The organism is Paenibacillus sp. DMB20 (genome assembly GCF_000987955.1).
Classification (GTDB): domain Bacteria; phylum Bacillota; class Bacilli; order Paenibacillales; family Paenibacillaceae; genus Paenibacillus_AQ.
In genome coordinates this window covers 247,996-270,759 of sequence record NZ_LAZU01000032.1, presented here as the reverse complement: position 1 = coordinate 270,759, position 22,764 = coordinate 247,996, and the positions used below count along the sequence as shown (strand labels likewise).

Below are 22,764 nucleotides of genomic sequence, written 5' to 3'. Positions count from 1 at the left end.
AATCGCCTTGCATTATGATGGGGGGAGAAACGACAAAAATCACCATGGAAATGAAGGGATGGACAAAAGAGATGGAGAGAAACGGGAAGCTGGTCAAACCGGAGGCAATGATTTTTGATATGGACGGAACGTTGTTTCAGACCGAAACGCTGCTCTTGCCTGCCTATCACAAATTATTCGACATCCTGCGGGAGGAGGGACATCACAGCGGAGAAACCCCGAACGAACAGCTGATGCTTGGGAGCCTGGGAATGCTGCTGGAGGATATATGGAAAAGGGTGCTGCCCGAGGGAACGCCTGAAGCGCACAAGCGTGCGGACGAGCTTCTCCTTCAGCTGGAGCTGGAAGGATTGCAAGGCTCGGATGCCGTCTTGTATCCCGAGGTAGTGGAGACGCTGGAGGAGTTGAAGCGGCGCGGCGTCAGATTGTTTGTGGCGTCCAACGGACTGGAGCACTACGTGAAGGGGATCTGCGAGGCCCGGGGCATGAGTTATCTCTTTGAAGGTCTTTATAGTGCCGGTGAGCATGGAACGGCGAGCAAGGTCGATCTCGTAGCACTGCTGCTCAAGAACCACGGCATTGAAAAGGCATGGATGGTCGGCGACCGTTCCTCCGATGTCGAGGCAGGAAAGAAAAACGGACAAACCGTCATCGGCTGCCAGTACGCCGGTTTCGGCAAGGATCAGGAGCTGAAAGGCTCCGATGCCATCATTACGTCGTTCCCGCAGTTATTGGAGCTGCATGCTAACTCCACCGGGTAAACCCGGTAAAAGAAAAAACGTCTATCGACGTATTCTCAAAGCAGATATCTTAAAGAAGAGCCCTTGCTTTTTAGGCAGGGCTCTTTCTTATGGACAAAACCGCAGCGGGGCGACGGTTGAAAGCCGATGTCGAGGAGGGCAAAATGAATCAGGCTTTACGCGTTCTTTGCCTGCTTCTTTTGGCTATAGAGCCACAATGCGTACTCCAGCGGCCGCACAAGCGATTCCCGATATGACGCTTTGTCGCCGATTTGGGAGAAAACCTCCCTGGATGGCTTCGGGTTTACCTCCAACAGAAGGATCCGGCCGTTTTTATCCACGGCGAGGTCCAGGGCAAGCTCGCAAAGCGCACCGTACTTTTCCTCCAGGAAGCGGGCAACGTCCACCCCCAGCTCCGATGCTTCGGCATGAATTTTCTCCTGCTTCTCCCGGTCGGATATCCACTCTTCCAGAAGTTCGTCCATAGCCATGGCTCTTCCGCCGCCGTGCAAATTGGACGTGACGCTATGGAGCGCTCCGACCCGTCCCACGCAGCCCGTGACCTTCCACTCGCCGGAACCGTTTTTCTGGACCAGCATCCGGTAATCATGCACTCTGCCGTTGGGGAGCTCAAGGTGGATGCCTTCCTGGACCAAGTATTTCCCCTTGACGTGCCATTGGGACAGGTAGGACCCGAGCATGGGCGCCGGCAGTTTTCTGGGCGTAATAATATTTCGGTTTGAATTTCGCCCGCGAATATCGTAATGACCTTGGGGACCGGAATTCCGGGTGATGCGCAAAATGCCCCGGCCTCCTGTGCCGTTGATGGGCTTAAGATACACGGTAGGATGCCGTTGCAGCATCCGGTTAACGTCCCCGATGCCGTGTATCAGAACCGTATCCGGAAGGTAGGGCCTAAAGCGTTTGATGGCATGCAGCGCCTGATGAACGGTCCATTTGTTACGCAGCGGCCTGTTCAAGAAAAGGAGATGGCTGTAACGTGAACGGAAGCGAAGGAGCTGCTGAAAGCGTGCGCTTTTTTGAATGCGGCAGCGGTCATAGATCATATGGGGAAACGAACGCCATCGCCTTGACCACCTGCCCGTATCCGGTTTGAACTCCAGTGCATGGATCATTCCCTTGGAGGAATCGACATCCGCCGGAGTGAATACAAATACATCCAACCCCAGTTCACGGCCTTCGGCGATCATTCGTTCATAGACAGGCAACTCCTCAAGCCTTTTCCGGTCATTCAAATATAAGGTCAGAATTCCTAAGACGGGTTGAGACACAGCGGTCACCTTCTTGCTTAAAGTCTGAGTCGTTTAAACAATCCATAACGGATTCATCCGATCGTCCAGCCATCACAAGCGTCGGTTTTCCTGTCGGACCAGCTTCCAGTGCGATCGCCCGCATGCCCGCATGAAAACACATCTGAAGACTGGCTATATTGTCAACAGCGACCTTGCAGCGCAGCCGGCCGAGCCGGGACAGCTGGTAAAGGAGCAGGGATGTCCCGATGCGCCGGCCGCGGTACAGCGGATGTACGGCAACAAGGCAGGCGGTCTGTCCATATCCTGCCGCAAAAGAGAGGCCGATCGGCATCCGCCCCTGCTCCCCGCGTACGGTTACGGCAGTGAGGGCTGTTCCGGGCTGTTTCAGCCGGTCAAGCGCCAGCGTTTTTAAGTGAAAACAGCCTTCGACGGTAAGTCTTTTGCTGCCGAAACGCCGCATAAACTCATAGCATTGCCGGCGGATGTCCGGCCATTCCGCCGGATTTGAGGGAAAGACGGATCCGATCTCCATATAATCCCCTCCTTTAAAAGGTTATTCATAAAGTATCTTTTGATCACGAAGCGAATTCAAGACCAAATCTTGAATTCCGCTATTTGTTCCCGATCAGGTATCCGCAGTAATGGAAAATTCGTTCAAGCGAACGTTTGCGGATAGCCGGCTCATCAAATTTCATCGGCCTGGAGTTGGCCTCGAAAAACCAAAGCTCTCCGGCCGTATCCACGCCTAGATCCATTGACATCTCGCCGAGGGAAAGGCGTGAGCCCTTTTCGATTTGTCTGGCAATATGGGTGGCCGCGCTCCTGACCTTGTTAAGGATCGCTGCGGTCTGCTCGGTACCGAAAATGACGGGCAGCAGCTTTTCCGGATCCTCGATCGTTCCGCCCCGAGGAACGTGCGTGGTGATGCTTTGGGCTCCTGCCATCCGGGCACCTATGCCGGTTATGCTCCAAATGCCATGCTCCGATTTCTGTACGAGTATACGAAGATCAAAAGGGCGGCCATGCTGGGAAGCGAGCTCGATCCCTTGCTGGAGCAGGTAAGACTCGCCTTTGGTTTCCCGGGAAATTCTTTCCCAGAGACGATCAAGGGAAGCCGTTTTATAGGTTACGCTGTCTTTGTTGTTCTGGATCTGGAGGCGGTACGGCAGAGGCTTGTTCTTCTGGCATTTCAACCTCATGATCCCCTGGCCGGCCTTGCCTTCCTCCGGTTTGAGATAAAGATACGGTGAACGCTTCACCATATCGTGCAAGGAAGGGAGACCCTTCAGGCGTTTGGTCATCGGTGCCAATTTTCGGGTCAACCTTGATTTGTTCAGCCATCCGAACAGCTGCCATTTGTTGAAAAAGTAAGGGTTGTAGATATCCAAATTGGGGTGACGCAGGCATGCTTCGATCTTCCGGCGGACCGGCTGCTTCATCTCATCCTCCCGGTAAGGAATCCGGTTGTAGATAACCCGGGGCAGAGGAAACAGCCTCTGCTCCCAGGTATGAGGGTCCGAACCGGGGAGGAATCCCCGAACCGGGGAGGAATCCAGCTTCAAATCGCGCGCGGTGACCACATAAACCAGGTATCCCATTTCCTTGCCTGTTTTGATGATTTCGTAGAAGTTTTGCCGGTTTCCCCTGAACATCCGAATGGAATCGTGCATCGTCAGAATCGCGACGACGGGTTTGGCATCCTCCTCATGGCGGCTGATCACGAGTCATTCCCCCTGTAGAACCCGCTTAAATACAGGCAATGCTCAAAAATATGCTCTACGGAAGATTTTCCTTCCACCCGCAGGGAGGGGTGGCTGAAAATCGATCTTCCGGGCTTGGAGTTGGCTTCAAACATCCAGATTTTTTCATTCTCATCGATTCCGATATCAAAACCGATTTCCGCCAGGACGTTAGACTGGTTTTGTTCGATTGCCTCTGCCAGCGTAACCGCGGTTTTTTTCGCTCGATCCAGAACCTCCTTGGCCTTAGAGCCAAACACGCGGCTCAGTGCTTGCTCGGGTGTCATGAGCGATCCGCCGTTTTTAATGTGGGTCGTAACGCTGCCGCGTCCCGCCTTCTTGGCTCCGATCCCGACCACGACCCAGCGGTTTTTTCCATCTTTATGCATGTGAAAACGGAAGTCGATCGGACATCCGTCAATCTCGATCAGCCGGATGCCCTGCTGGATGACGTAATTTTTCAGACTGGAGCCATGTTTGGATTGAAGCATGCGCATCAGGCTGGCGAATGTCGGAAACTTAAGCAGCGTATTCCCTCCGGAATTGCTGTAACGGGCAAAATAGCCTTTTTTCGGATGATAGGTAAGCCGATATATTCCGTTTCCCAGGCTTCCTCCGGACGGTTTGTAGTAGACGAACCGGTGCCGTTCTATCATATCCTTAATCCGCTCGGGAACTGGGCTGTTATGGGTTTCAGGAACATATCGGCCGGCCTGAACGTCGTTTTCCAGCTGATTGTAAATATCGGACTTGTTGAAGAAAGCCCAGTTGAAAAATGGGATATTCCTGCGTTTAAAACGGTCCCTCAGCTGATTGGTAAAGGGGGAGAAGTCGGTTCGCCTGCTCGGCAACCGGTTATAGACAACATCAGGCAGGGGAACGGTTTTCCGGATAAACTGCCCGTTTGACCCAAGCATGTAAGCATAGACGGTCTCTCGCTGCCAGTTAATGTCGCGCGGTGCAAAGGCATAAACAAACATTTTTTTTATTTCCTTCGCGCAGCAGCTGCCGGATATAACCCGTTCGCGAGGAAAAAGGGCTTGCCGAATCGGCGGAGCCGTCGGATAACACGCCGACGACGGGACCGAGCCGGATTTCCCCTGCCTCGGGGCTGTAAGCATAAACGGGTCCGCTTCTCGGCACATGGATTTGATTGCGGATGCCGGTGCTGAGATAAATATGCCCGCCGGATCGCCCAACCGGTTTGACGAAGGCCGAAACGACGTCGCTGCCAAGGCGAAGCTTGATTTGTTTCCGATTTGCAAGACCCAGGTTTCTCATGAGCGAGCCGGACATATAGACCACTTTTTCGGGCTGCTGCGAAAAATGAACGTTACTGAAAGTCAAACTCATGTATTAACCCTCCTAAGTTGTCGAAGCAATAAATATCGTGCGTACCGGAGGGGGTTCTCCACGGACAGTTTTGCTGCCAGAATGTCCCCGGTTTGCCTGAACGCCCGCCGCCCCGGTTTCGAATTGACCTCCAGCAGCCATACCTTCCCGTCCCGGTCCACTCCGAAGTCGATGCCAAGCTCGCCCAGACGGCCAAATCCGCTCTCCAGGAGCGGGGGAACAAGGCGGCTCAGCCGTTCCAGGCAAGCCAAGATTTCAGCGGATGCCGGGCTTCCGAATTGAGTCGCCAGAAAGGGAAGGACGGGCACCGCCTTGCCCCCGCCGTGAAGGTTGGAGGTCTTTCCTTCGGCAGGTCCTTGGCGCAAAGCCATTCCCGTGGTCATCCATCGGCCCTTGGCGTTTTTCTGGACCAATACCCGCACATCAAAAGGCTTGCCTTCGCGGCTGGTCAGCTGCAGGAAGGGCTGGATCAGAAACCGCCTGCTTCCGGTAAAACGTTCGATCCAGGAGGCCAATTCCCCGACAGGGAGCGTTAATTTGAATATGGAGTTGTCTCGGTCTCTTCCCTGAATCAAGGCTGTTTCGCCGGATACACGCACATACAAGGTATGGCTGCCGTGCGAACCGCCGCTCGGTTTCATGAACAGCTCTCCCCCAAAGCGGGACAATGCCCTCTTCAGGCATTCTCTGCCGGTATATGCCAGCGTATGCGGAAGATGCGGCAAAAGCGACGCTTCCCGCTTCAGAAGCGAATAAACCCTTGCTTTCCCCGGCAGGCCGCGGGACCATAGAAAAGCACGTCTGCCCAGCGATTGCAAAGCCATGCCCGCCGCCGTCTTTTCTTTGGCGTTCCTCAACAGGCAGCGGTCATAAATCATATCCGGGACCGGAAACCGTCCCGTTTCCCATCGACCCTGCCTGTACGTGTAACCGGTAACTTTTCCCCCGGTTGCATCGGGATCGGAAGGCTTCAGTTCGGGGATAAATGCATAAACCGATAGACCCAGCTTGGAAGAGGCCAGGCACAATTCACGAACATACTCTCGTTCCGCAAAAGGCGGTGAACCCGTTCTCCGGCATACCATGACGCCGAGTGTTCCAACATATTCAGAGGGCATAGGACCTCCTTGTTTTTAAAAGCCGGTCAAATATTGGCAGTATTGAACCAGACGAATTGCGGACGGCCGCACCTTATACGCATTGTTCAGCGGTGCGTTGTCGCTCTTCGAAGGTTTGGAGTTGACCTCCAGCAGCCAGATGCGCCCCGAGGTGTCCACGGCTAAATCGATCCCGAGTTCCCCAAAGTGGGCCGGAATCGCGGCTTCCAATCCTTTGGCGATGTCCAGGGCGGCCTGCTCCATCCGCTTGGCAGCGGTTTTCTTGGCGGATAAAGGAATTTTGCTCATGGCAATCGTCTCTTTTACGCCGGAAAGCGTTCCTCCCCGGGCCAGGTTAGAGACAAAATGGTTCCCTCCGGCAATTCGGGCGACGACGGAGGTCACGCTCCATTTTCCTTTTTTGTTTTTGTGAACGAGTGCACGGAAATCGACATTCCGTTTATTAATGGTGATCAAGTTTAGCCCTTGCTGAATCTGGTAACGATTCTTTTGGATTTTGCCGGAAAGGCTATTGAACAGTTTCGACAGCGAAGAATATTGTTTTGACTTGGTGCCTTCGGGCGAGGTTGTCACGGATTGAAAGGTGCCGTCGTCCTGACGGGTTATTCGGATGATGCCCTTGCCGAGACTGCCGCGGACCGGCTTCAGAAATACCGTAGGATAGGAGGCGCACATTCTTTTTAAGACAGGATAGCTTTTCAGCAAATAGGACTCCGGCAAGTATTTTTTTAGCTTCTCGTCCCTGCCTAGCGCTTCGAACACTTCCGTCTTATCCAGAAATTTTTCATTGAAAATAGGGGTGTTGAATCTCGATTTTACTTCTTTCATAAAATGCTGTACGCTAGGACTATTCTCCAATTTACGCGTGGGCAGCCGGTTGTTGATTACATCCGGAACCGGTACGGGGCCTCTTTTCCATCCTTGGTCATACCAAACGCCCTCCAGCGATGACAATTGTTGTCCGATCATGTCGGGGGGAGAAAAAAGAAGACGACAGCACCCAGCTTCCGGCTGGCGTCGATCATTTCCATGCAAAAAGAAGAGATCGATCCAAAGGGCTTATCAGGCGTCCCAGGATCATAACGGCTTATCATGACTCCGATGACGGGGCCGACCCGAAGGTTTTTTTTCGGCGGCGTCGTATTTGACATTCACAACCGATCCGGGAAGAAGTCCGGAGTCTTTCGACAAGGAAGAACTGATGCGGAGTCCAGTCGTTTTTTTTTCCGGGAACGACGCGTATTTCCTGTTTGTACGAGCCGAAGGCAAGGTGTATGGGCTGCTCTGCTGGGATCCGGAGCAGTTTTACCAGTCTCTCGCCAAGCCTGATATCGTTATCCGGCAGCGTGCCTGAGCGGATCAATTGTACCGATATCTTGGATTTGGACATCTCGGATCTCCTTCCGACTACAACTTGATGTCTAATGGACAGACAGGACCTCATCTGAACATTTTGCATGTAATTTATCATATGAGGACATAAATCCCTTGGTGATTGTACGGTTTTGGAAAAAGGGAGGAGATAAGCCATGCAGAATTGGCTCTTTATTTTGGTGAACGTGGCCGTTGCCGCGTTCGTCGGCGGCATTACGAATCACTTTGCCATAAAAATGCTGTTTCATCCGCGCGAGGAAATCCGGATTCGCGGCCGCAGGCTGCCTTTCACGCCGGGACTTATCCCGAAACGAAAGGAAGAAATCGCGGAGTCGCTTGGTCAGGTCGTTTCCGATTATCTCGTGACGAGCGAGGGACTTCAGGAAATGATCCGGAAGCCGCTGTTCCGCTCCAAAGCGGAAGAAACCGTCAGGCGTCAGCTTCATTCCTTGGCGGCCAGCGAGCTAACGCTGGGCGATGTTGCTTTGAGGGTGTGGTCCGCGGAAGAGTGGAGCCGTCTTAAGGAGCGTGCCGCCGATGCCGCCAAAGCTTTTGCCTCGCGCCGCGCAGCGGCTTTATGGTCGGAGTACGGACTTCAGGATAAACCCCTGAAAGAACTGATTCCCGGCTGGTCGGAGGAGAAGCGTGACCGCTTAAGCGATGCGGCTGCCGGAGCCGTGCTGAAGGAGCTGGGAGATACGCTTTTGTCCGCCGAAGGCCAGCGTCTGCTGAAAGAAATGGCCGCGGCCATGCTGGATAAGGCGGGAGGCTTTTTGGGCACGATGGCCGCGATTTTTGTCGACGAGGATAAGCTTGTTCAAAAGCTGACGCCGATGCTGATCGGGCAGCTTGAAGGGGAGCAGGTTCGCAAGACGATTGCTTCCGTTGTATCCGGGAAGCTTGAGCAGTACGGGGAGATGCCCTTTGCCGGTTTAATGGAGGCCGCCGCGGGAGAGCCTGCCTTGGACTTTGTTCTCCGGAAGCTCGAGGAAACGGTTCCGTGGAGTTCCTGGATAGAGCGTTTGGAGGGAGTCACGCTGGCCGAGCTGATCGGTCCCGGGCTGCCGCAGCTGGAAGCCTCGCTTCCGTCATGGGTGGATAAAGGGCTCCGTTTACTTGAAAATGGCGTTCCTGCGGCCATGAAGGCGGTCAACCTTCCGTCCTTGGTTCAGGAACAGGTCCAAAAATTCCCGATTGAACGGTTGGAAGAAGTGATTCTGAGCGTATCCGGCCGGGAATTCCGAGCCATCACATGGCTCGGAGTGCTTTTGGGAGGGGTGATCGGGCTGTTCCAGTCGATGATTACCCTGATGTGGAGATAGGAAAAATCAAATGAACCCGGAAGGCTTCAAGAAAGCTACGGGAAGCGGCAAAGGCCGCTGATGGGGAGGACAAATATGAACATTTACGACAAGGCGCACGATTTGGCGAAAGCGATGAAAGAAAGCCAGGAGGTTCAGGAAATTACATCGGCGATGAAGCTGATTGAAGGAGATGCCGAAAGCAAGCAGATGCTTGACAATTTCCGTCAGCGTCAGATGGAAATCCAGCAGCGGATCATGTCCGGGGATATGCCTTCGCAGGAAGAAATGGAGAAGATGGAGAAACTGTTCGAGGTGTTGAGCCTGAACCTGAACATCCGTCGTTTGTTCGATGCGGAGCGCCGGCTGAGCACCATCATCGAAGACGTAAACAAAATCATCTCCGACAGCCTTCAGGATTTATACGGACCTGCAGAGTCCTGATTCCTGCAAGCCGCGGCCTTGTGCCGCGGTTTTTTTTGTTTCTCCCCATAATCTTGTCTCATAATTTGGACCGGCTTCTCATAGAGTAGAAATATAGATGATATGAAGAAAATAGAGGAGCTGCATACAATGAAAAAAAAAGAAAAGCAAGCTGAAACATTTGGTGTACCTCATCGTCGCACTCGGGATGCTGGTATATGCGCTGCCGAGCATATCGTTCGCCGGGGGTTTTTCGTGGGCTGCGCTGTTCGGAGCCGTATGGGCCGGATTCGCACTGCTTGTTATCGCCTCGCATCTGCATATTCTGATCGGCGTGGATGAAGCGAAGCAGAAGGCACTGGATGAAATCCGGAAAGAGAAAATCAAGCAGTGGCAGCTGAAATGGCCTGAGGAACGGAAGGGTCAGGAGGTATAAATGAAACAGGTGGCAAGGGGGATTCCGGCAGCTCGACAGAGAGCCGGGACCCTCTTTTTATTTGGGCGGGCGAGAAGGTGCAGGAATGCATGACGCAAGCAAATTTGCCGTTCGGAAGTGGCGGGTTTCGTTCTTGCCGTTACGCCATAACCATTTGGAAATAGAAACGAAGATCGTTTCTATTTTATCCGGAGAAGGAAGTTATGTTCTTGGCCGAAGCGTGATATAATGAATACAGTATGGTACAGATTGGATCAGGGGGGTGTAACAGTTGGATGTGAGGGACGAGACCATTACCAAACACGAGCAGTTGGTACAGCACATCGAAAGTTTAAAGGTCGGAACGAAAATTTCGGTGCGCCGGCTGGCCAAAGATCTTGGCGTCAGCGAAGGCACGGCATACCGTGCGGTTAAGGAGGCGGAATCGCTGGGGATCGTCGTTACGAAGGAACGGATCGGAACGGTCCGGGTCGAGCGGAAGCCCCGCAATATTTCCGAGCAGTTGACCTTTTCGGATGTCGTTGACATTGTGGAGGGACACGTACTTGGCGGAGCTGAGGGTTTGGATAAAAGTTTGCATAAATACGTGATCGGCGCCATGAAGGTGGAGGCGATGGTCCGTTACATCGATGCCGGGAGCCTGATGATTGTCGGGAACAGGGAGGACGCGCATGTTCTTGCCCTGGAGCAGGGAGCGGGCGTGCTCGTTACCGGCGGCTTCGGAACGAGCCGCGAGGTGAAGCAGCTCGCCGACAAACTGGGACTTCCGATCATTTCCTCCCGCCATGATACGTTCACGGTGGCTTCGATGATCAACCGAGCCATTTTCGACCGGTTAATCAAGAAAAAAATCATGTTGGTGGAAGACATTGCCGGCTTAAAGCCGAGAATCCACGCCCTGAAAAATTCCGTGACGGTCCAGGAGCTGAAAGCGATGGCCAAGGAAAGCGGAGAGCAGCGGTTTCCGGTCACGGATGAATGGAACCGCGTGATCGGCATCGTTGGGGCAAAGGATGTTGAGGGGCTGGCGGACACCCAGGCCATAGAACGGGCGATAACGAGAAATCCCGTGACCGCCACCCTGAAGACGTCGCTCGCTTCCGCAGCCCAGATTATGATGTGGGAAGGGATCGATTTTTTGCCGATCGTGGACCGGAACCGGAAGCTGGTGGCTACCGTTACGCGGAAGGAAGTGCTGAAGGCGCTCCGCAACGCCAGGAACCAGCCGCAGTTGGGTGAGACGTTTGATCAGCTGATATGGAACGGCTTTGCGGAGGACCGCGACGAGGAAGGCATGCTGTTCTTTCACGGGTTTATCACGCCCCAAATGGCCACGGACCTCGGGACCATTTCGCAAGGGGTTCTGACGACCGTGATGAGCCAGGCTGCGTTTAAAGCGGCTAAGGATATCACTGGCGGCGATTACGTTTTGGACAACCTGTCCACCTATTTTATCCGTCCGGTGCAAATCGAGGATCCGATCGTGGTCATGCCGCGTCTTCTGGAGATGAGTCGGCGGACGTGCAAAATGGAAATCGAAATCAGCCACCACTCCAGCTTGATCGCGAAATCGGTGATGACGCTCCAGGCGATCGACCAGGGATAACCAGGGCAAGAGCGGAATTTGACCTTTACCTTTCAGGGTTGTTCCAAAGCTCTTAGTCGTTTGTATGGGGAAAAGCGGCTTATTCCCGTCAGGGGAAAAAGCCGCTTTTCCGCTTGCAAAGATAGCCTGAAATGAAATAGTTCTTACGGTCTACATGGAGTTTTGTTCGGAATAAAAAAAAGAAAAAATATGAAAATTTATGAAAACAAATGAAAATCAAAGAAAAGTGACGAAAAAAAGGGTGAATAAGTCATTAAAAAACCGTGATATGTAGATGGCTGTCGGAGTTTCATATGTTATATTGTAGGTGATACAGCTTAGATCAGAATTATTCTAATTCAAAATATATTCAAAGTCATTGTGTTTAATAGGTGTTACATGTTTTTTGGGTGTGAAGACCTAATCATCATTCAAGTTCATAAGAACTATAAGGGGTGGGAGAGATGGACGATAAGTGCGTATCGGTAGTTGTCCCTGCTTATAATGAGGAGGAAGTTATCAGGCAGTGCTATCGCGCATTAACGGACGTGATGGTCGACACAGGTTATACATACGAGCTCGTCTTTGTAAACGATGGCAGCAAGGATCGCACGCTGAGCATACTTGATGAGCTTGCCAGGCAGGATGGTCATGTCCGGATCGTGGATTTTGCAAGGAACTTTGGCCATCAGGCAGCGGTAACGGCGGGGATCAATCAATCGAAGGGGGATTGCGTCGTCATTATCGATGCTGATTTGCAGGACCCTCCTAAGGTGATTCCGCGCATGCTGGAAAAGTGGGAGGAAGGACATGACGTCGTGTACGGGAAACGAAAAAAGCGCAAAGGCGAAACGTTGTTTAAGCGTGCTTCGGCTTCGTTGTTCTATCGTTTTCTTCAGCGCATGTCAGACACAAGCATTCCGCGGGACACGGGCGATTTCCGTTTGATCGATCGGAAGGTCGTGCATGTTTTCAATCGAATGACCGAGCAAAATAAATTTATCCGGGGGATCATCAGCTGGATCGGATTTAACCAGACCTTTGTGGAATATGACCGGGATGAACGGGCCGCCGGCGAGACCAAATATCCGCTGCGAAAAATGATATCATTTGCTTCCGATGGAATTTTTTCGTTTTCGTCCAAGCCGTTAAAGCTGATTACCCGGATGGGGTTCTTGACGGTCGTTCTCGCCATCGGCGTGCTAGTTTACTCCTTGTTATCGAAGCTGCTTGACTTGCCCGAGGTGGAGCGGGGCTGGACGTCTCTTATGGCGGCAATTACGCTGTTTAGCGGTGTTCAGATGCTGTCGCTTGGCATCATTGGCGAATATATCGCGCGAATCTATGATGAAAGCAAAAACAGACCTACGTATATTGTCAGGGAGACGGTTCATTATCCACGTGAAGAGTCGAAAATGAAGCAGGCGCTTCAAGGGGAAACCGCCGCGTATGAGCTGGTTTCCAAATCATGAGGAAGAGAGTTGAGTGCAGGCTTGAGCGGGAAAAAGACGGTGAATAGCTTTTGGACACGCGGTATGTGCTGCATTTTGCTGCTGAATGTTCTTGTCTCGTGCGGCAACGTGCCGAACGGGGAGGAAGAACCGGACAAGCCTGTGGTTAAGCATGAGTCGTTCGATCATGATCCGTCGAAATTCAAGGAACACCGGGAGCAGACGGAACGATTCGTAACGCGCAATTTATATGGGCCTTATGGCGTACATACGAATTTCCAGGACAGCGGCCAGGCGGATACGGTTGCAACGGGACATGAGGTGTTAAGCGAGTCGGCAGGTCTGCTGATGCGGTATTATGCGTTAACGAATCAGCGGGATGCCTTCCAAGCGGAATGGGAGCTCGCAAAGCGTGTCTTTGAGCTTCCGTCAGGCTTTAGTTACCGGTACAGTCCCAAGCATGACAAAAAGTATGCGATCAATGCTGCAGTCGACGATCTTCGCATCATCAGAGCTTTGCATGAAGCGGGGAACCATTTTGATCGTCAGGAATATGTCGAAATGGCTGACGCCTACGGAAAACGATTCTTTGACTTTAACGTAAAGGGCGGCAAACTATACGATTTCTATGACGAAACATATCGGGTCACCAACGATTTTGTAACATTATGCTATATTGACCTGTCGACGCTGAAGCAGCTCCCTGTCCCTGCGAAGCAGAAGTCGGCTTTGATCGGCAACATGCAGAAAATCTTGCAAAACGGCTACTTGTCGGACTCATTTCCTTTTTACGAAACGAGATTTCAATATGATACGGATACATACCGTTCAGAGGAGATCCGCACCGTCGAGTCCCTGCTGACGATCCTTGCGTTGTCGGAGGCCGGCCTCGAGCGTACCGAAAGTATCGCTTATTTAAAAGAGCAAGTGCGGAAAGGAACGTTATACGGCCAGTATGACCGGAACGGCACCCCGTTGAATGATGTTCAATCCACGGCCATTTATGCCATTACGGCCATGATCGGTTCGGAGGTCCAGGATGCCGAACTGTATGAGGACAGCATAAAACAGATGGAGAAATTCCGGGTCATGGATGGGAAAAGCCCGCTTGACGGCGGTTTTGGCGATCCGGTGACGAAGACTGCGTTTTCGTTCGATAATTTGATGGCATTGCTTGCTTATGCTCATTAGCGAGGGCAGGGTGAGCGCGAAAGGTGGTGGATTGGACCATGGCAAAGGCACGTTGGATGGTTAAGCTTGAGGACAGGATAACGATGTTTAGCCGTTATGTTTCGCCGTCCCTGCTGGCAGCCTTGATGGTGTCGATCATTACCGTCATCGCGCTGTTCGTGCCGCCGTACATCGGGATGGCTGATAACGGAGACTATTTCCGTATTTTGTACAGCAATGGGCTGTATTTTAATGCCCCTGATTATGACAGCTTGTACCTGGGCTATTTCAACAAGCAGTTCGGCATATTTCAGTACTTCAATGAGAACGGGGCCACTTTGTTTTCCTCCCAGTCGCTGCTTATTCGCCTATGCATCTGGATTAATCAGTGGTTTAACCCGCAGGTGTTTGACATTCGGGTACAAGGGGCGCTTTTGACCCTGTTATATGCGGTAGCCGTCTATCTGATGGTAGAAGCGCTAACGTGGAAAATGGCTCCGAAATATGGTTACATCGTGGCTGTTCTGGCCGTGTTTTTATTTGCAGATTCCGCTTATACGGCCTTCTTCAACTCGTTTTTCAGTGAAAGCATGGTTTGGATTTCGCTCCTCTACATATTTGCCTCCGGATTGCTCTTGTTCCGCAAACGATATTCCGATTATACGATGATGGCGATCTTCCTGGTGAACGGTCTGCTGCTTACGACAAGCAAACAGCAAAATGCGCCCGTCGGCATCATTATGGCAGTCATGGGCATCGTCTTTATTTATGTACGCAAGCAGCGTAGCTATCGAGCCTTGGTTGCGTCATCGCTTGCGCTCCTGCTGCTGGCAGGGGTTGCCACGTATGCACTGATTCCGAAGGAGTTCGTCAACATTAACAAATACCATGCCATGACGCGCGGGGTATTGATGCAATCCGAAAACCCCGAAGCTACACTGAAATCCTTTGGCATCGACAGACAGTACGCCATCCTCAATGAGAGCATCTACTACGAGCCTTACACGACCGTGGACGTGAATTCCCCAATTCTTGAGGACGAGTTTTATAAGCACTATGGTTTCGTGTCGATTCTTGGTTATTACATGTCGAATCCGCAGCAGGCCGTGAAAATGCTGGATTTGGCTGCCAAAAATGCGTTCACCATTCGCCCGCCGGCGATGGGGAACTACGAGAAGTCCGTCGGAAAGCCCTTTGGAGAGCAGACGAAGTTTTTTTCCGGGTACAGCGAGCTGAAGAGAGCATCGGCACCCAAGACTTTTGGGTTTATCGTGATCTGGATGCTGGTCATTACGGGAATCTATGCTCCTCATTTCATCGCTGCTATTAAGGCGAGGCATGTACGAAGCATGGTTCGGCTGCCTTTGATCCTGATGCTGATGTTCATGGGGCTGTCGGGAATCTTCGTTTCCATTATCGGTGCGGGGGATGCGGACTTGTCCAAGCATGAATTTTTATTTACCGCCGCGTTTGACCTGGTTACCTTGACCGCGGTATCGGATGCGATATGCCGGAATTTGTGGCAGAACAAGCCAGGGATTGCCGCTGACTAAATGAAGTAAGAAAAAACCGGAAGAAGGAGGGAGTAACGAGTGAGGCGAAACCGTCGCGGAATCGTTGGACTGCTGGTGCTGCTCATGCTGAGTCTGAACTTCCCGGAACCAGTGCGAGCGGATCGGGAGTTTTCCCCTTCTTCGGTTCTGATCGTGTATGACAGCCTGGGCATCGGGACGATGCAGGAAGGAAATGTGGAGGCTTTGAAACGCCTGCTCGCCGCTTTTCGGGTCCAGGTTACGGCCGAGTCGGTCGATACCTATATGGCAGGCTCGATGAAGAAGTATTCCAAGCTTATCGAAGTCCGTAACCGTTTGGATCTGATGGAGGAGCAAAGCGACTTTACGAGAGACTTGCAAACCTATGAAGGGGACATTCTCTATATTGGCGAAAGGCCGAGAGACAGGCTGGCTCAGACGCTGGGACTTCAGGTGCGGGCCGTGGGGAAGGTAGCGGATTTTTCAATCGGCCCGTTCGTTGAGAAGTCGGTTCGCGTTCCATACATATTCGATTCGATGCAAGCCGAAGCCCGCAAGTACGGTACGTTAAAGGTGCATCAATCGGACGAAAGCTACCCCTATGGGGTACGGAAGGGCACGCATGCTTACGTTCCTTTCATGCAAAAGGACAGGTTAAGCGAAATGGCTCTGTCCTACTTGCTTAAGGACTGGATACAGCCGGAACAGAAGAGCCACTACTATCTTGTGTTCAAAGAGATTTATCCTTTTTCGGACCTGGCATTGCTTGAGCGGATGTCGGACGAGCTGTTTGAAGCCGGCATCCCGTTCATCGCAAGCGTGCACCCGGTATTCAGCAATACGGATTATCCGGCCATGAAGCGTTATATGAACGCCTTGAAATACATGCAGTCCCGCAACGGTACCATCCTTGTCGAGGCGCCTGTCGTGGCATCTACGATCCAGGACCTTGACCGCAGTTTGTACCGTCAGATGGAGCATTTTATCGATGTGCTGGCCGCGGAGGGCATCGTACCGCTCGGAATGGGGACCGAGATGTATTGGTCCTATGACGACCACTACGTCTCGGAAGGGATGGCATTTTTCGACTCCGTCATTCTATTTCCGGACGAACGTCCGATGCCTAAGGCGAAGCGGAACCGGTCCGAAGCGTTCTCATCCTCAATGTACAGCGTAAATCCCGAATTCCTCCAGCGCTACCTTGCCGACGGCCGTTTGATAGACCCGCCTCCCGTGGATACTGCGATCACCTTGAACTTCGTTCAGAAGGAATCGGAGCTTGAGACCATGATCGAAGAGCTCAAGAACAGCTGGATCACCTTTGAAGATTACAAGAATGGAAGTCACACGGTACATACGGGAACCTATGAGCTCAAGTCGCAGCTCGGCTCCCTCCTGCTCAACGGAGAACGCTTGGGGATTCAAGCGGACCGGCAAGAGGCCAGCTCCGACTATGTATACAAAGAGCAGGAACGGAAGAGCTTTGAAACCTGGTTCAATGTTCAAAACATGGTTTTTATCGTCATTATCTTCATTACCCTGGTCGTCTTCTCCGTCTTTCTGATCATTGGAAATCGCATGTATAAACGGAAATATTACAAGTAAGGAGGCAGTCATGACCGTTGTAGACATTTTGATGCTGATTGCCGTCGTTTGTATATGGTCGCTGCTGCTGGTCAACGTGGTCCTGATCATCTCCGGCTATCTGTACTATATAGAAAATGAAAAACGCGAGGTGCCTCCGCTTCCGGATGACGTTCCCTTCGTCACGCTGATGGTTCCCGCCCATAACGAAGGCAAGGTCATTACCCAAACGGTAGAGGCGCTGCTTGCGCTCGATTATCCGCCTGATCGCTATGAAATCATTGTAATAAACGATAATTCCAGCGATAACAGCAGCGAATTGCTTGCCAGGCTGCAGGCCAGATTCCCGACGCGCCAACTGACCATTATAAACACGGATAACGTTACGGGGGGAAAAGGGAAATCGAACGCACTGAACATTGGCTTTAAGCAAAGCAAGGGCGAGTATATCGCCATTTACGATGCTGACAATACACCGGAAAAGACGGCACTCCGTTATCTGGTCGGGGAGATCGCGCATGACCCGACGCTTGGAGCGGTTATCGGCAAATTCCGCACGCGCAACCGCAATGCAAGCCTTTTGACGCGCTTCATCAACATCGAGACCCTGTCTTTTCAGTGGATGGCTCAGGCGGGACGGTGGAAGCTCTTTAAGCTGTGCACGATTCCCGGCACTAATTTTATTATGCGTCGAGAGATCATTGAGGAAATCGGGGGCTGGGACGTCAAGGCGATTGCGGAGGATACGGAGATCAGCTTTCGCATCTATATGATGGGCTACCGCATCAAGTTCCAACCGAAGTCGGTCACGTGGGAGCAGGAGCCGCAGACGCTAAAGGTATGGTTCAAGCAGCGAACCAGGTGGGCGAAGGGGAATATATATGTGATCGTTAAAAATCTCCCGCTGCTTTTTAACCGGTCGGCAAAGCGAATTCATTTTGATCTCCTTTACTTTCTTTCGATCTATTTTCTGCTGCTGACCTCGCTTATCATGTCTGACGCGCTGCTTATACTGCATGCCCTTGGCTACGTGCATACGACGATTGCAGGACTGGGCTCGTTTTTGTGGCTGCTTGCCGTCATTTTATTCGTGACGGGCACCTATGTGACCCTGATTACGGAAAAGGGCGAAATGCGGTTATCGAACCTGTGGATCATTATGCTGATGTATATTTCTTACTGTCAGTTATGGATGGTTGTGGCCGCTTACGGTTTCTACAATTTTATCAAAGATACGATTTTCAAACGGGAAGTAAAATGGTACAAAACCGAACGTTATTGATAGTTGAAGATTGGGGGGGGAGAAACGTGAATACAAGATCAACGATCTCCGGTATTCTTTGCTTTGTTCTATTCATGATTTCATGCGGCCAGGTGTATGCCCTGCCGGATTCGGGCGGCAATCGATCCACCTACGAGGCGCCGTTAACGTCAAACCATGTCTCCCTATCCGGCGTAACCGCGGCGCGCTCGCTTTATATCCAGGTAGAGGATTATTGGAACGTCAGCGATCTGACGCTGCACCTGGATTATCAGGCGACACAATTGGCTAAAGGCGAGATTTCCAGCGCGACGCTCGCAATGAACGGAACGAAGTTTTATTCGTTCAGGCCCGTTACGGACAAGCAGAAGAAGCAGACCTTAACCGTATCGGTTCCGAAGGATTTGCTTGTTCCAGGGAGCAATACGCTGTCGATCGAGGGCTATATCATTACGAATCTGCCTGATCGCATGTGCGTGCCGGTGGAGAAGCGGGACAACTGGCTTGAGTTGTACGAGAGCTCTTATTCCACGATCACTTACACGAAGAAGGACGGAGCAGGGAGCATCCGGACGTTTAATCAGCAATTCGTCGGCCTGGACACGTTAAAAGAAAAAAAAGAGCGCGATCGGCGTTCCGGACAACGGCACTTCTTCGGAGCTGGAGGCAGCAGTATATGCCTTGTCAGGCTTTGCCAAGAGCAATCGCTCGGAAGATCATACGATTCCGATGCTGCCCTTCCAGGATCCCAAGCTTGACCGTCATGAGATGGTCGTTATCGTTGCCTTATACGAGAACCTGCCTGACGGATGGAAGCAGGCACTGGGGCAGGTTAACGTCCGCAACAAAGCCCTCATCCGCATCGTTTCTAAAGACAATCAATCCGCGCTCGTAGTGACATCAGAGGACCCGGCCTTGCTTGAAAAGGCTGGACGTCTGATCGGGAATCAGGCGCTTGTCAACCAATTGGACGGGACGGAAAAATGGGTGGACGCCAATACGAACGTAAAGACGCCGGACATTACCGTCAGCCGCGATGTAACGCTTACCGAGACCGGAGATAAGCTAACCGGAATGATGCATCAGGAGAAGAGCTACTTCGTGACGCTGCCGGCAAACCGATTTATTGCAGAAGCAAGCAAAATCCGCCTTGACTTCCGCTATTCGGATAATCTGGACTTTGACCGTTCCCTCGTCACCATCTTGATCAACGATACGCCGATTGGGAGCAAGAAGCTTACCAAGGAATTGTCCAACCAGGACCAGCTTACGCTGACGATTCCGAAAAACCTGGAAATCTCGGGGAATTTCACGGTGACGGCGGCTTTTGATTTGGAGCTGAAAAGCGCAGGCTGCATCGAGCTTCAGGACCAGATGCCGTGGGCTTACATCACGAAAGATTCTCTTCTTCAGCTCAATACCAAAGATCGTACGGACTTATTGTTCAATAACTACCCCAATCCGTTTCTTAGGGATGCAAGCTTCAATAAGGTTGCGGTATTGATGCCCGATAAGATGGATTCCTATAACTATCTTGCGATCGGAAATCTGTTTCATTTGCTTGGCAAATATGCAGAGGCCAACACCGGCGAGGTGACGTTTTTCCGCGACCGGGAGATGCCGGCAGAATCCGAGCTTAAGCAGTACAATCTCATATCCATCGGCTCTTATAAGGAGCACTCTTGGTTGCAAAAGCACAATGGCAAGCTTTTCTTTAAATACGGCTCGGATGGAGCCGGTTTGGTATCCAACGAGAAGATGAGCATTGAAGAAGACTACGGGAAGCGGATCGGAACGCTGCAGCTGATGGAATCGCCGTATGCGCCGGGTTACGGCTGGCTTGCGGTCACGGGAGCAAGCTCTAAATACAACTACTTGGCATCGAATCTGTTGGCTACGGATAAAGCCAAGTGGAAGGCGCATGGGGATGGCGTTGTCACGGATGCCGATGGAAACGTTGAGGCCTTTCGCTTCAAGAAGCAAGCGGGGCAGGAAGGAAATCGTTTGATCGACCGGATTACCGAGCGCGGAGATGTAATGCGCTACGCGGTTGTGTTGGGACTCGTCTTCATCATGGTGATCGTATCGCTTGTTTTCTTGGTTCGCAAGTACAGAAAGAAGAGAGCGGGTGAAGAATGATGAGGCGAAATCAGAGCAGCTTGTTATCGGATGCAGCCTTTTTGCTGCTGTTTGTGATCTGTTTTATTCATATTGTGTTTACGGCAGGAGACCAGGATCGATACATAATCAATATGATCCTGTTGAACGTTTCGTTTCTGATTGCGATCCTGACCTACTTTACCAGCATTACCGTCGGGCTTATTCTTAATATTGTGTTTATTTTCGGATACGGAACCTATACGCTGTATCAAACCGTCGTGGTCGGAGAGCCGCTTCAGAGCTACCATTACTACTGGTTGATCATGACGCCGATCTTTTCGGTTGTCGTTGCGCTCTTAACCTTTGCCAACCGGCGCCTTCAGGAAGAAGCGGAGAAGCTTGAGCAAAGGAACGCTTCCCTTGCCACCTTGGATGAACGCACGAATTTGAAGAACAGCCGTTCCTTTCAGAGCGACGCAACCATTTTCATGGCGCTTTCCATGCGTTATGAGATCCCGTTAACACTGGTCGTCATGACGGTAAAGCATTGGGATGAACTGAGCCGAATGATTAGCGAAGCCCAAATTACGGAGATGGTCTACGACATTTCGAAGATGAGCGAAACGAGTATCCGCATGAACGACTCTCTTTATATGCTGAACGCGGATCATCCAACCTGGGGGTTGCTGCTGTTTACCGATCAAGACGGCGCAAACGTGGTGGTGAATCGGCTGAAGGAGAAGGTGGAGTCATTTAACATGGTCGAATTCTCCAACAAGTACAAGCTTGAAATGAAGCTGACCATCGGAGCGATTCAATATCACCCGGAAGAGATTCCGACGCCGTTTGATTTCATAACCAAAGCGCGCCAGAAAATGGAGTATGACGTATAACAGGTGAGGTTCCTATGAAGTCTTATGCAAAACGCGAGTCCTTTCGCTCCTTTATTGTCTTTGGTCTTGTAGGAGTGCTGAATACCGGTATAGACGTCGCTGTGTTTTCGCTGTTGACCTGGTGGCAGCTGCCTTGGCTTGCGGCCCAAATCGCCGGATACGGCTGCGGGGTGCTGAACAGCTTCCTCATGAACCGAAAGTGGACGTTTAAGCAGCGGGGGCCGTTTGCCAAAGGACTGCTTCGCTTTCTTTTGCTTATGTGCTCACCCTTGGACTCACGTCCGCTTGCATGCAGTTCATGCATGAGCTGCTTGGAATCTCGCTATGGCTAAGCAAGGGGACCGCTACGGTCTTTGGGGTTTTGCTTAACTTTGCCGGAAGCAAGCGGTGGGTGTTCCGTCAGGAGGCTGAGGCCAAGAGCGAAGCGGGAGCTGCGGGCACCTCAGGAGCCGGGGGCGATATATAAACAGCCGCCCGGGCTTAAAAGATGGAAGCTGTTCGAAAGCGCCAGCAAAGAAGGGTTGTTCCTCCGTCGATTAAAAGACGCGAAAGGATCAACCCTTCTGTTGTGCGCTCAATTCCTAGCGGATTTTTGGCGGCTGTAGTAGGATCTGCTGCGAAGACCCGCAAAAATATTGAACGCCCCCAGCACCATAAACACGGCTTCGACGATGACCGCCGGCGTGGAGCCGCTGAACATCAGCATGGCGATGACCGAAAGGGCGACAAGCATGACGCCCATCCAAATGTTCATGGATGCCTGAAGCATCCCTCGGTCGTGGGGATCGGACTTCCGGCGCGAGTTAACGCTATTCCAAGCGGCAGCGATGCAGGAGATGGCAAGAAGTATAAACAGGGCATATCGGATAACGGAAAGCATGTGATGGACGGCACTCCTTCAAGAAAGACATAGTAACCGTATTGTATCACGAATCGGTTCCCGTTTGAATCTTGGCGCCGATCTCGACCCAGATCTGGAGAACGCCTTCCATGACGAGCATCGTCCGAATTTTGACGCTGTAACTTTTCTCCCTGACCGCATAGATTTTATCGTCCAGCAGAGAGCGGGTCAGCTTGCTGTCCGTGTCGATGTCAAACACGCTCCGCCCGCGCAAAGCGGCCAAATCCTTGGCGAGCATTTGAAGGATTTCCTTGACGGTCAGGCTGTCGAGGGTCTCGTTTTTCTGCTCGGTGCGAATTTTGATTTCGCGGATGACGGTCGGTTGTTTGCTGTATTTTTTCAGGGTTGAAATGTCTTCCTTATACTGCTCGATCTGGAGCTGCATATCGCGGTTGTTCATCCAAAGCTTGTTGTAGCTGGCGTGGTATAAAGAGTTGTACACGACGCTCCCGATGACCATGCCGAGGACGAGAATGGAGGCTGCCTGGTAAAAGGGGCGGTACCGGCGAAGCGGAGGGACTCTCATGGA

19 protein-coding genes and 3 pseudogenes are annotated in these 22,764 nt (G+C 51.9%); 14 read left to right on the top strand and 8 right to left on the bottom strand.

All coding sequences use genetic code 11. The annotated features are described in order from the left end of the window. Nucleotides 1–71 precede the first annotated feature (71 nt). Complete coding sequence (locus tag XI25_RS17040; protein ID WP_046678921.1) at nt 72–761, top strand: HAD family hydrolase; 690 nt, start codon at nt 72–74, stop codon at nt 759–761. A gap of 155 nt (nt 762–916) precedes the next feature. Here the strand turns inward: XI25_RS17040 and XI25_RS17035 are convergent, their stop codons facing one another. The 6 genes and pseudogenes from XI25_RS17035 to XI25_RS17010 form a co-directional block, all read right to left on the bottom strand. Continuing rightward, nucleotides 917–2,032: a YheC/YheD family endospore coat-associated protein gene (locus tag XI25_RS17035; protein ID WP_046678801.1), complete on the bottom strand. Its 1,116-nt coding sequence runs from the start codon at nt 2,030–2,032 to the stop codon at nt 917–919. Next, nucleotides 1,989–2,546 carry an N-acetyltransferase gene (locus tag XI25_RS17030; protein ID WP_235439837.1) on the bottom strand — a complete coding sequence of 186 codons (558 nt, stop codon included), beginning with the start codon at nt 2,544–2,546 and terminating at the stop codon, nt 1,989–1,991. Before XI25_RS17030 ends, XI25_RS17035 begins: the two co-directional genes overlap by 44 nt. Nucleotides 2,547–2,625: 79 nt before the next feature. Beyond that, a complete protein-coding gene (locus XI25_RS17025) occupies nt 2,626–3,735 on the bottom strand; it encodes a YheC/YheD family endospore coat-associated protein (RefSeq protein ID WP_235439838.1) in 1,110 nt (369 codons plus the stop codon). Then, nucleotides 3,732–5,106, bottom strand: a pseudogene (locus tag XI25_RS17020) (YheC/YheD family endospore coat-associated protein). Before XI25_RS17020 ends, XI25_RS17025 begins: the two are co-directional and overlap by 4 nt. Then, nucleotides 5,103–6,224 (bottom strand): YheC/YheD family endospore coat-associated protein, encoded by a 1,122-nt coding sequence (locus XI25_RS17015; RefSeq protein WP_046679529.1) that lies wholly within the window; start codon nt 6,222–6,224, stop codon nt 5,103–5,105. The pseudogene XI25_RS17020 and the gene XI25_RS17015 overlap by 4 nt, the downstream one beginning before the upstream one ends. A 15-nt stretch (nt 6,225–6,239) precedes the next feature. Beyond that, nucleotides 6,240–7,614 (bottom strand): annotated as a pseudogene (locus XI25_RS17010) (YheC/YheD family endospore coat-associated protein). A gap of 139 nt (nt 7,615–7,753) precedes the next feature. Between XI25_RS17010 and XI25_RS17005 the strand changes: the two are divergent. From XI25_RS17005 to XI25_RS16950, 13 genes and pseudogenes are all read left to right on the top strand, one after another. Next, nucleotides 7,754–8,920, top strand: coding sequence for a DUF445 domain-containing protein (locus XI25_RS17005; RefSeq protein ID WP_046679528.1), 1,167 nt, complete (start codon nt 7,754–7,756; stop codon nt 8,918–8,920). A 75-nt stretch (nt 8,921–8,995) separates the two neighbouring features. Beyond that, nucleotides 8,996–9,343, top strand: a complete 348-nt coding sequence (locus tag XI25_RS17000; protein ID WP_046678803.1) for a YlbF family regulator — start codon at nt 8,996–8,998, stop codon at nt 9,341–9,343. 163 nt (nt 9,344–9,506) lie between these two features. Next, complete coding sequence (locus tag XI25_RS16995; protein ID WP_442950411.1) at nt 9,507–9,758, top strand: hypothetical protein; 252 nt, start codon at nt 9,507–9,509, stop codon at nt 9,756–9,758. A gap of 271 nt (nt 9,759–10,029) precedes the next feature. Further along, nucleotides 10,030–11,364, top strand: a complete 1,335-nt coding sequence (locus XI25_RS16990) for a DRTGG domain-containing protein (protein ID WP_046678805.1) — start codon at nt 10,030–10,032, stop codon at nt 11,362–11,364. 443 nt (nt 11,365–11,807) lie between these two features. Then, nucleotides 11,808–12,815 carry a glycosyltransferase family 2 protein gene (locus tag XI25_RS16985; protein WP_046678806.1) on the top strand — a complete coding sequence of 336 codons (1,008 nt, stop codon included), beginning with the start codon at nt 11,808–11,810 and terminating at the stop codon, nt 12,813–12,815. Between the two features lie 39 nt (nt 12,816–12,854). Then, complete coding sequence (locus tag XI25_RS16980) at nt 12,855–13,985, top strand: glycosyl hydrolase family 8 (protein ID WP_152669122.1); 1,131 nt, start codon at nt 12,855–12,857, stop codon at nt 13,983–13,985. Between the two features lie 38 nt (nt 13,986–14,023). Next, nucleotides 14,024–15,517: a glycan biosynthesis hexose transferase WsfD gene (gene wsfD / locus XI25_RS16975; RefSeq protein ID WP_046678807.1), complete on the top strand. Its 1,494-nt coding sequence runs from the start codon at nt 14,024–14,026 to the stop codon at nt 15,515–15,517. 39 nt (nt 15,518–15,556) lie between these two features. Continuing rightward, complete coding sequence (locus XI25_RS16970; RefSeq protein ID WP_046679527.1) at nt 15,557–17,101, top strand: hypothetical protein; 1,545 nt, start codon at nt 15,557–15,559, stop codon at nt 17,099–17,101. 10 nt (nt 17,102–17,111) lie between these two features. Continuing rightward, the gene (locus XI25_RS16965; protein WP_046678809.1) at nt 17,112–18,362 is read left to right on the top strand and encodes a glycosyltransferase; all 1,251 of its coding nucleotides are present in this window, start codon (nt 17,112–17,114) and stop codon (nt 18,360–18,362) included. 26 nt (nt 18,363–18,388) lie between these two features. After that, nucleotides 18,389–19,099, top strand: coding sequence for a cellulose biosynthesis cyclic di-GMP-binding regulatory protein BcsB (locus XI25_RS35845; protein ID WP_052759653.1), 711 nt, complete (start codon nt 18,389–18,391; stop codon nt 19,097–19,099). Beyond that, nucleotides 19,023–20,480, top strand: coding sequence for a cellulose biosynthesis cyclic di-GMP-binding regulatory protein BcsB (locus tag XI25_RS16960; protein ID WP_200901440.1), 1,458 nt, complete (start codon nt 19,023–19,025; stop codon nt 20,478–20,480). Before XI25_RS35845 ends, XI25_RS16960 begins: the two co-directional genes overlap by 77 nt. Next, nucleotides 20,477–21,334 (top strand): GGDEF domain-containing protein, encoded by an 858-nt coding sequence (locus XI25_RS16955; protein WP_235439843.1) that lies wholly within the window; start codon nt 20,477–20,479, stop codon nt 21,332–21,334. The genes XI25_RS16960 and XI25_RS16955 overlap by 4 nt, the downstream gene beginning before the upstream one ends. Nucleotides 21,335–21,348: 14 nt before the next feature. Beyond that, nucleotides 21,349–21,800, top strand: a pseudogene (locus tag XI25_RS16950) (GtrA family protein). A gap of 108 nt (nt 21,801–21,908) precedes the next feature. On the opposite strand, the gene XI25_RS16945 reads toward XI25_RS16950, so the two are convergent. Next, the gene (locus XI25_RS16945; RefSeq protein WP_046678810.1) at nt 21,909–22,214 is read right to left on the bottom strand and encodes a YtpI family protein; all 306 of its coding nucleotides are present in this window, start codon (nt 22,212–22,214) and stop codon (nt 21,909–21,911) included. A gap of 46 nt (nt 22,215–22,260) precedes the next feature. Next, on the bottom strand, nt 22,261–22,761 hold the full coding sequence (locus XI25_RS16940; protein WP_046678811.1) for a hypothetical protein: 501 nt from the start codon (nt 22,759–22,761) through the stop codon (nt 22,261–22,263). Between the last annotated feature and the right edge of the window lie 3 nt (nt 22,762–22,764).